General features: G+C 55.3%; 7 protein-coding genes. 4 read left to right on the top strand and 3 right to left on the bottom strand.

Translation table 11 applies throughout. From position 1 onward, the window contains the following. Positions 1-942: sulfatase/phosphatase domain-containing protein (locus RE6C_RS03505; protein WP_039961098.1), on the top strand; the 942-nt coding region annotated here is incomplete at its 5' end. Between the two features lie 38 nt (positions 943-980). On the opposite strand, the gene RE6C_RS03500 is transcribed toward RE6C_RS03505, so the two are convergent. Further along, positions 981-3,308 (bottom strand): alpha/beta hydrolase family protein, encoded by a 2,328-nt coding sequence (locus RE6C_RS03500; RefSeq protein ID WP_236617918.1) that lies wholly within the window; start codon positions 3,306-3,308, stop codon positions 981-983. Here RE6C_RS03500 and RE6C_RS03495 point away from each other — a divergent pair. Both RE6C_RS03495 and RE6C_RS03490 read left to right on the top strand, forming a co-directional pair. After that, a complete protein-coding gene (locus tag RE6C_RS03495) occupies positions 3,292-4,623 on the top strand; it encodes a PQQ-binding-like beta-propeller repeat protein (protein WP_008653927.1) in 1,332 nt (443 codons plus the stop codon). The two genes, RE6C_RS03500 and RE6C_RS03495, sit on opposite strands and share 17 nt — an antisense overlap. 295 nt (positions 4,624-4,918) lie before the next feature. Beyond that, on the top strand, positions 4,919-7,864 hold the full coding sequence (locus RE6C_RS03490) for an SHD1 domain-containing protein (protein WP_008653926.1): 2,946 nt from the start codon (positions 4,919-4,921) through the stop codon (positions 7,862-7,864). Between the two features lie 12 nt (positions 7,865-7,876). Here RE6C_RS03490 and RE6C_RS29810 read toward each other — a convergent pair whose 3' ends face one another. Then, positions 7,877-7,987 carry an ECF-type sigma factor gene (locus RE6C_RS29810; RefSeq protein WP_008653925.1) on the bottom strand — a complete coding sequence of 37 codons (111 nt, stop codon included), beginning with the start codon at positions 7,985-7,987 and terminating at the stop codon, positions 7,877-7,879. Positions 7,988-8,100: 113 nt separating this feature from the next. Here RE6C_RS29810 and RE6C_RS32720 point away from each other — a divergent pair, with 113 nt between their 5' ends. Beyond that, entirely contained in the window at positions 8,101-8,268 is a 168-nt protein-coding gene (locus RE6C_RS32720) for a hypothetical protein (protein ID WP_008653924.1), read from the top strand. An 11-nt stretch (positions 8,269-8,279) separates the two neighbouring features. On the opposite strand, the gene RE6C_RS03485 is transcribed toward RE6C_RS32720, so the two are convergent. After that, on the bottom strand, positions 8,280-10,304 hold a 2,025-nt coding region (locus RE6C_RS03485), incomplete at its 5' end, for a peroxidase family protein (RefSeq protein ID WP_039961096.1).

Below are 10,304 nucleotides of genomic sequence, written 5' to 3'. Positions count from 1 at the left end.
AAACTCGGAATTCGCGAAAATACGATCGTGCTCTATCTCAATGACAACGGCCCCAATTCGCAACGTTATGTCGGCAACATGCGAGGCAACAAAACACAGGTGGATGACGGCGGCATTCGTTCTCCATTGTTGTTTCACTGGCCCGCGAAAGTGGATGCAAGCGACACCACGGACGTCATGCTGGCTCACATCGATTTGATGCCGACGTTGCTCGATGCTTGTGGAGTTGCAGTTCCGGAATCGGCTGCACTCGATGGCAAGAGTTTCCTGCCATTACTGACCGGCGAAATGGATGACTCGCAGTGGGAAACGCGATCGATTGCCTTTCAAACTCACCGAGGCAACGTGCCGCAAAAGTTCCATCATTTCGCGATGCACGAACATCCGTGGAAATTGGTGCACCCCAGTGGCTTTGGCAAAGAGCGTTTTGAGGGCGAGCCCAAGTTCGAACTGTACAACCTGGAAAATGATCCCAAGCAGCAAAATGATCTCGCTGACAAACATCCTGAGATCGTTCAGCGTCTCAAACAGACCTACTCCAAGTGGTTCGATGATGTTTCCTCGACTCGTCCGGACAACTACGCACCGCCTCGGATCGTCATCGGCACCGAGCATGAACCGCAAACGGTTTTGACACGGCAAGATTGGCGGCACTCCAGCGGCCGTCCTTGGGCAAAGAACTCCACTGGCTTCTGGTTGTTGGACGCTCCAGAAGAGAAACGCTACGAGATCGAATTGATCCTGACCGACAAAGATCATCGTGGAGGAACCGCAACACTTCACTTGAATGATGAGACGCACACCTTCGAAGTCGCACCGGGCGAGCGGCGTGGTCATTTCTTGGAAGCAACGATTCCGGCAGGCCCCCAAACACTGTCGGTGACCTTGGCTGACTCCATCAACGCTGGTGTCCATCAAGTCTTCCTGGCGACGCAGGATTGATTGCAAGAGAGTTCTGTTGGTGTTCGCTCAGTCAACCATCAGGGAGCGACACACCAATGGACCAATTTCAAAAGATCGGTTGCCTCCGTTTCAACACGCAACCGATCTTTCGCGTGTGTCTGGACGAAGCCCAGTGATGATGCGATCTGATCGTTTGTGGCCGTTTCTTGCTGGTGCGTTCGCGGCTGCACAACCGCGACGCGTCGTGGCGTGATGCTCGCCAGTAAATCGGGCAGGTCGTAGGCGCCCAAGGCTCCCGCGACCAACGAGTTGGCGTTCACGCCATACAGTTCATGATTGACGATGCTCTGGTAGTCGAGCAGAGAGTCGACGAGCACCAACCACTGGATTTGCTGTTCCATCGCAGTCGCGTGTAACAAGGCTGGCCCCACATCGCCAATCGCGATGGCACCGATCTGGTCTGGTTTCACGTCGTCTCGGTTCTGCAAAAACTCCATGACGCGAACGGCGTCTCCCGCATTGATTCCCGCCACGCTTCGCCCTGACATCAACGCATTGAAAAATGGTTGCACGGGAGAGTGCCCTTGCCGGAACTTGTACGTTGTCTCGCCGTATCCGAGCAGGTCCGGTGCCGCGACCACGTACCCGCGACGCACCAGTTCCTCGATCTTTCCACCCGCAGCGGCATCCGTCGTCTTGCCCTCGCCGTGCACGTAGATGATCGCTGACCGAGTGCCGGGTTCATCGGGAGCAAACACCAACGTCGGAAGGATGGTTTCTCCTTCCCCCGGCACACCCCATTTCTCAACCCGGTAACCTTCGCGTTGGTATTGGCCGCGGAAGACCGGAGCCACCGCCGCATCGGGGTTGCGATAGCCGGATAACCTTGCCGCTTCGCTCAAAGCCTGCGGAAGATGCTGGTCCAAGTCACGCCTGCTTTCTTCCAGTCTCTCCAGCAGCGGTTTTGCCTCCCGCCGATTGATGCTGAAAACGTTTTCGCCTTCGAACGCCGTGGAAACTTGACCGGTTTCCGTGACGGTCAATTCCGCTTCCGTCAAAAACGGGTGGAGCTGCTCTTCCGCGCTACCTGGCAATGCCAAAAACGTCTGGAAGAACTCGTAGGTGGATTCGTTGTTCTGCTTCGTGAAGCCGTGGCCAAAATCATCTTCCACTTGATCAAATCGCTCGGGATGGCCAAAGATTTGAAAGGCATGATGCACTTCGGCGGCCGTTTCACGAGCCCCCTGAATACTGAAGAAATCTCGCGTCGTGGTGACTTGCAACGTCGGTTTGGGAGCCCGGACTTCCAGCAAGTCCGCATGATCGATTCCCAGCATCGGTCCGTGATAGAAAACTTGCTCGGCATCTTGCGGCCCGATCGATCCCAACAGGCGACTGATGCTGGTGATGAATCCGGTCGGAGCGACGGCGAGAACCCGTTCGTCCACCGCCCCGATGTAACTGCTTTGCGTGCCACCTCCCGACAATCCCGTGACACCGATTCGATTTGGATCGACCTCGGGCCGAGTCGTCAGGTAGTCGATCGCGCGGATGCCGTCCCAAATGAAGTAGCGAGCAATCGATCGTCCCGTCAAAAAACACTGCACGCCAGCATGCGAGTGTTCTCTGGTAGCGGAACCGACCGTCGACTTCCCGGTTTTAGGTTCAAAGTATTGCAACCGTTCGCCTTGTCCTAGCGGATCGATCGCGAACACCACAAACCCTTTGTGAACCAGGTTCAAGATGACGTTCTGATAGAGGTCTCGTCGGAAAGCAGACGCTGAGTGTCCGATGACTTTCAGGATGGCGGGCCGCGGCTCGTTGAGTCCTTCTGGAATGAAGAGTGCGCCCGTCACGAAAAAATTGGGCATCGATTCAAAGACGATCTTTTCAACTTGATAGCCGTCTTTCCGCAGTTTGCCTGTGACTCGAGGATTCAGTGGCGATCGATCGGGCCAAGGTCCGAGGATTTGATCGAGCGTCTGTCGAACCTTGATTTGGCGAGCCTTCCACTCCTCCGCTGTTTTCAGTTTGCTGACTTCGTCTTCACGCGATGCCAAACATTCGCGGGTCAAGCCATTGAGATGGTGCACCAGCATCAAACCCGGGTCACTCCAATCGATCCAAGTTGGACCGTTAGGGTTGCCGCCGTCCAGAACGTTCAGATCCTCCACGACGGGCGGGCCAACAACGTTGAGTGTCAGCAAAATACAGAATGTTTGGATCATCAAGGTGGCTCGCTGTTGGCAGGTCAAATCGTGTTGCGATCGAATTTTATCAGAACCGAACATCGCAGAAACGAATCGATGCCGCTTGACGACCAATCCATGCCGAACGTCAATTACAATGCTGCCCTTGAGACTCCCTCCCCACTGCCCACCGTGTTTCGTGCAAGCGATCGTCATGACTCGATTGATTTTGAACTCTCTTTGCGGCGCCGTTTTCCTCGCGTCGTTGACCAATGCCGCACCGCGTGGATGTGCGCAGTGGCCGGATCGACATGGGCCAAATCTCAACGGGGTGGTCGCTGACGCTGATGCCGAGCGACTGCCGATTCACTGGACGGATACCAAGAACGTTGCTTGGAAGGCACCTTTGCACGATGAAGGTCACTCGACGCCGGTGATCAACGACGGAAAGGTTTGGCTGACGACAGCAACCAAGGATGGAAAGCAGCAATTTGTCATCGCGATCGATGAGCAAACTGGCGAGATCCTTCACGACAAATTGCTGTTTGAAAACGAGGAAGTCGAAGAACTCGGTGGTGCTCGCGGATTCAACAACTACGCGGCACCAAGTTGTGTGATGGGGCCAAGGGCCGTTTACGTTCACTTCGGCAGCTATGGAACCGCGAAGCTGGATGCGAAGACTGCTGAAGTGATTTGGCAACGACGCGATTTGCCGTGCCAGCATTTTCGAGGACCAGGTTCCTCGCCCGTTTTGTACGACGACAAATTGGTGCTGACCTTCGACGGCGTTGACCAGCAATACACCACTGCACTCGATGCCGAAACCGGCAAGACTCTCTGGCGAACCGATCGCAGCACCGACTACGAAGACCTGGGTGACGACGGAAAACCACTGCGTGACGGGGACATGCGGAAAGCCTACTGCACACCCGCGATCGTCCAAGTTGGCGAGCAAACGCAAGTTCTCTCCGTCGGTGCTCGAGCGATGCAGAGCTACGATCTTGAAACCGGCAAAGAACTTTGGACGCTGCGACACAACAGCTACAACGCTGGCATTCGGCCGCTGTGGTTGCCAGAAAAGAAGCTCGCAATCATCAACACCGGTTCCCGCGGTGCGCAGCTTGTCGCGGTTCGCCTAGACGAGTCCACCCAAGGCGACGTCACCGACTCGCACGTCGAATGGGTGCGTGAACGCGGCAACCCTCGTTTCGCCAAACCGATCGAGCACGACGGACTGATCTTCCAAGTCACCGACAACGGTGTGTTGTCGTGCATTGATGTGAACAACGGTGAGGAACTTTGGAAGAAACGTATTTCCGGCGACTACTTGGCGTCGCCGATTCTCGCTGGTGATCGACTGTACTTCTTCAACCAAAGTGGACTCGGAACAGTCGTGAAGGCTCAACGAGACCCCGAGATCATCGCGACCAACGACGTGCCAGGAATGGCGACCTCCGCATGCCCCGCCGTCTCCAACGGCGCGATCTTCGTTCGTGGAAAAGAGTTCCTGTTCAAGATCCAAACACCCTGAACAACAACGTAGCCTACAGAGGCCCTCTGTCGGCAAAAACAGATCTGCCATGCGATCACATTCGGAAGCTCGTGGACTCGTGTCCGCAGGGGAGGTCAATCGCTTGCTGCGATTGATGCGTTCAGGCCGACTGAGAGCCACAGTCGGCTACATGCTCAGTTGCTAAAGCGAGATTTGCTCTGGAGACTTGCGTTCGGTGGTGGTTGCTTCGATATACTGAGTCCCGCGACGAAAACCAGGCGTTGCATGTTGCCTGGAGGTCTTGCCACTCTTTTCTCTTGCCTGACCAGGTTTCATGCGATTCTTGTTTTTCTTGCTGCTGCTCGCGGTCACGGCCCATTCTTCTCTGCAGGCACGCGAATGGACCGATGCGACTGGGAAGTATCGCATCGAAGCGACGTTGGTGGTCGTCCACGGCGACAAGGTTGTTCTGGAACGTCCCGATGGAAAAATCATCAGCATCCCCGTCGCGAAACTGAGCGACGAGGACCAGAGCTTCCTGAAAAAAATGGCCGCGAAAAAAGTTGCTTCAAGTTCCGAAAGCGATCGTCCCGCCGACACCAAGGCATCCGCGGTGATGTCGAATTCGGCGTCCGCGCTGGACATGTCTCCCGAGCAGCTCGCGGCTCAAACCAAAATTCTTCTACAAGATGCTTGCCATCGCTGCCACGGCGAAGATGGAACGAGCGAAGGTGGTTTCAACTTTGTCGTCAATCTCGGAAAGCTTGCCGAAACCATTGCGGAATCCGGAGAAGACTCGCTGCTGATCGATCGCATTCAAGCGGATGACGACAGCGTGATGCCCCCGGGCGGCGAAGAGCCACGACTGAGTCCACGGGACATCCAAGTCATCCAAGAATGGATCGCCGCGGGATCACCTGCGATCAATGACGAACCCGAGCGACCGTTCGTCAGCAATGACCAAGTCGTGGCATTGATCGATCAAGACTTGCAACAACAGCCTGAGCGATCGCAACGGTTCATGCGGTACTTCACGCTGACCCATTTGTACAACTCCGGCATCAGCGAAGACGAACTGCAAACCTATCGAAACGCGTTCGCGAAACTTCTGAATAGTCTTTCGTGGAATTCAGATTTGATCATTCCCGAGGCGATTGATCCCACTCGCACAATCTTTCGGCTCGACATGCGAACGGTCCATTGGACTCAGGCCATTTGGAAGTCGATTGAAGACGCAAACCCATACTTCCTTCCACCTCGATCGCCGGAGGCAAAGTCGTGTTTCGAACGGACCGAAACCGAGATGCCGTTCGTTCGAGTGGACTGGTTCGTTTTCGCCGCGTCGAAACCACCGCTCTATCACAGCGTGCTGAACCTGCCAGAAACGGACGCTGACCTAGAAAACATGCTTCGCGTCAATGTGCAGGCCAACATCAATCAAGAGATGGCCATTCGAGCCGCCTTCAACCGATCGGGGGTCTCCCAGAACAATCGTTTGATTGAGTGGCACAAATCTCCCTATGGTTCGTATTGGAAAAGCTACGACTTTGCCAGCAACACGGGGCGTCAAAACCTCTTTGAGTATCCGCTCGGTCCGAGCCATCGTCGTGATTCCTTCCAGCACGATGGTGGAGAAATCATCTTCACGCTTCCAAACGGTCTGCAAGGCTATCTGCTCACGGATGAGCAAGGACTTCGCATTGACCAAGGTCCGACACAAATCGTCAGCGATCCGAAGCAACCGGACCGCACGGTGACCAACGGCGTGTCTTGTATGTCGTGCCACTACGCCGGCATGATCCCCAAACGAGACGAAGTTGGACCGGCGGTTCAAGCCAACCGGTCCGCGTTTGATGACGCCGACGACATTTTGGCTCTCTATCGTGAGGCCAGCGAAATGGATCGCATCATGGACCGAGATGCGAAGCGGTTCGCGGATGCATTGGACGACCTCGGGATCACAACGCTCAGTCGCAGCGGCGAATCCATTTCCGCGATGTCATCTCGATTCATTCAGGACATCGATTTGAAACAAGTTGCGTGTGAATTTGGTTTGCAGGTGGAGGAGTTCCTGGAACGACTGCAGGAAGCCTCTCGCGTGGCGAGAATCTTCAGTTCGCTTCAGATCAGCGGCGGCACGATTAAGCGTGATGTCTTCAAAGAAACGTTCGCCGACGCGTGCGTGGACTTGCAACTGATTGAAGCTCACGAAGTGCACCGACCCAACCGATCAAGCTCTTCTGTTGCGGCGACGTCCAATGCTCGTTCCGATTCATCGCCTGTCGCGAAAAATCCGATGAATTCCGCCTGGGCTCGAAATTCGAAGATGCCTTCCGGCCGTTCACCGAATCGCACGGCCGCACCGATGAAGGTAGGTTCCAAACTGTCGCCGATTGCCAAGTTTTCCGATCTCAGATGGGGAGTGAAGTCCCTCGCGATCCATCCCAATCAAAATGTTGTTGCGGCGGGACGTCCCGATCGAAAGATCACGTTGTTTGATTTCGATCATCAAAGCGTTTTGGGCGAGCTGACCGGATTGGACATGCTCCAAGCGGTGACGGCTTGTGCCTTCACTCCCGATGGGAATCACTTGATCGCCGGCGGCAGCACAGGGCACATCGTGGTTTACTCCGTCACCGAAAAGGGGCTGCTTCGTCCGTCAGGGCAATTCCCAGGTCACAACGGAGAGATCCATTGCATCGACATCTCACCGTCCGGTCGCCATGCATTGACCGGCGATGCAAAAAAGGTCGCTCGGTGTTGGGAAATCGCGACAGGAAAAGAGCTCTCGATGATCGCTGATTTCGAAGGCCCGGTGAAGGCTGTGCACATTTCGGCGGACGAACGAACGATGCTTGCAACTGATGGAGCCACGTTGGTCGAAGCCGACATACGAACCGGCGACCCGATTAGCCAGCGTCCACTGAATCGATCTTGGGCGTCGGGGCAGTCGGCCGCGTTCTCGCCCGATGGCACTTGGCTCGCCGTGGCCGACACGTACAACATCCGGGTTTGGAACCTGAACACGTTCCGCGAACTGATGCCTTTGATTGGCAGTGAAACGTTGTGGTCCATGCGTTTTGCTCCCGACAATCAACACTTGTTTGCGGGCGGAAGTGGAAAGGTTGATGTCTGGGAATTCCAGCGTAACGCGAGACTTCAGCGTCAATCCATTGAACGAGGTTACGTTCACTCGCTCGCTGTGTCCGCAGACGGAAGCCACTTCGCCGCGGTTGGGAGCATCGGTGGTTCGCTCGAAGTCTTTTCGCGAAACGAGTGACTCAGTCGTCCATCAGGTGCGACTCATCTCACGCTGCAACCAAAGCCGAACGCAAACGCAATTGCGTTTGGTGGTTCGGGCGGAGGTACCGAGAATCCCGGCGGTCTCTTCGATGGTCAGCAAGATACATCGTCGATTCGCCGCTGGCTCTTGCCTATCACCACTAAGGCAACACTAAACTCGCCCAACAAACCCTGGAACGTGCCACGGAAAACCTCACGCAGCGACTCGAGGAATTGCAACGACCCAACCAAATAGCTCACTCGTCGCCTTGGTTTGATTTGATCGAAGCACTGCTACTGCACGAAGAGGCGTACCGGACCATCACCGACACGCCGTCAACGCTACGTCCCCAGCTTGATCAACTTCGGCAAGCATCGGTGAAGCTGATCAAACCACGCTAACCATTCGCCGTTCACACCAACACGGCAAAGTCCATCCCGCGTAGTGACTCCTCGCCGTTGCTGACTTGCACGCTGAGCGAACCACTGCCAAGGACGGTGTACTCTTCCGAGGTTGCCATCTGGATGGTGTACGCTCCGGACTGAGAGATGTCGTTGAAACGGTAATTCCCACGTTCGTCCGTGATCGCCGTGTCCACCACTTCGCCATCGCTGTCCAGCAGCTCCACCACCACTCCGACCATTGGTTCGGGGCCACGGTCATCCCGACGACCGCGTTGACCAGACCGGTTGCCGGACTGATCGCGAGCCAACAAATCCACATCCGAATCAGGCACAATTCCGGCTTCACTATCTCCCAGAAGTGGCCCACGGTTGTTGCTTTCTGTCGTCACAGGCTGCTCAGCAACCACCGAACCGGTGATCGTTGGCGCGAAGAAGAACACGTTTTCCTGCAACGAATCAATGTTGGTGTTGCGAGCGATGATGTCCCCCAGCGAAGTGTTTTCGATCTCACGAATTTCGCGATCCGTCATTGTGTTTTCGTACCAGAACCAATCTCCATCTCGAAGTCGCTCGAACTGATCCGCGATGATAGCCGTCGCGGTTTCGCCCAGCGATCCATCCTCCGTGTGATCTTCCGCCAACACACCAACCCACAGGTCGATGTTGTTCACATCTCCGTACAAGGCTTCCAAATTGGCAGCAACGTCAGCATCACTGGTGATTTGATCGAACGACTCCACGGCTTCCAATCCGTACGCCACTCGAGTCGAATTAAAATCCGCCAACCCGTGATCGCGGCCGCGTTGGATGTTGAGTGATACCAGATCAAACCCACCGGCTCCGGGAGGCCCGAACAAGAAATTCCGCAAGCTATCGACTACTTCCAAATCCACTTCTTGTGACAAGGTCGACGCGGCGTATTTCAACAGGGGATCGATTCCCGTGTCTTCCAACAAGCCCGGCTGGAAGAAAGCATTGGCGAGGGCAATCGAATCGGCCATCTCGTTGCCGTCATCATCCACGAACCGGAACTCGTCATTCAGCGTCGTGTGACCGAACCGGAACGCGGCGGTTGAGAATTCATTGGCAATCGACGGGTCCACGGTTGAGTCATACCCGGTGTATTGCGAGATCGCATTTTCGCCCAACAACGCGGGCAAGTATTCGTTCAGCGTGATCGACTGCATCTCCGCAATCACGGTTGCTCGAGCCTGCTGGTAGATTTCCTCATCACTGAGCGAAGGATTGTCGGCAGAGATTTCGTCCGCCAATCGGTTGTGTTCACGCAAGAACAAAGCATGCATGGATGTCAGCACAACATTCTCGGCTGCACGGATGTCGCCAGCGAGCAGCCCATCGTTTTCATCCGTTGGCAACAAGCCGTCATCGGTGATCAGCAAACGTCCACCGACAAACTCACGCAGAGCATCGGCGGTTGCTTGATCGCTGCCGTAGACCTGTGAACCATCAATCCAAGCCGTGATCGCATTGACTTGTTCGGCGGGATTGTCGACGGACGTTCCTGTTCCTTCCGCGAATTCAGACCGTGTCAAACCAATGGTGACTTCGCCCGTGTTGAAGGGATCGAAGAATGCATCGCCCTCGGGAACTTCGATGTCAAACGATTCACCATCTGCGTCAGGTGACAAAGACAAATCGATGTCATGATCGATGAATTGGCCCCACGCGAAAACGAATGAACTCAGGTCTCGATCGTTTGAGGTTCCCTCCGGGTCAGCCGCGGCCAACGCGTTGCTGATCTCTCGAGCACTTGGTCGGTCTTCACCGCCGGGTTCAGAGATTCCGTCGGCATAGTCATTCTCAGCGACACGCAGCAACTCGGTGTCAGTGGATCCGAGTTCGGGGTTTTCCACGTTGTTGCCAGTTCCATCGATCGATCGAACTTCGTCGGCAACTGAATCCGGTTCATCGGGATTGCCAGGACGATCTTTCGGCTGATCATGATCACCGCGAGAGTCTCGATCACGGTTGAGCCGGTTGATTACCATCAACGCATCAATCGCTGTGTCACG

It is taken from the genome of Rhodopirellula europaea 6C (assembly GCF_000338295.1).
In the GTDB taxonomy this organism is placed as follows: domain Bacteria; phylum Planctomycetota; class Planctomycetia; order Pirellulales; family Pirellulaceae; genus Rhodopirellula; species Rhodopirellula europaea.
Note: the sequence above shows the minus strand (reverse complement) of the source record. Positions and strands in the feature narration are given on the sequence as shown.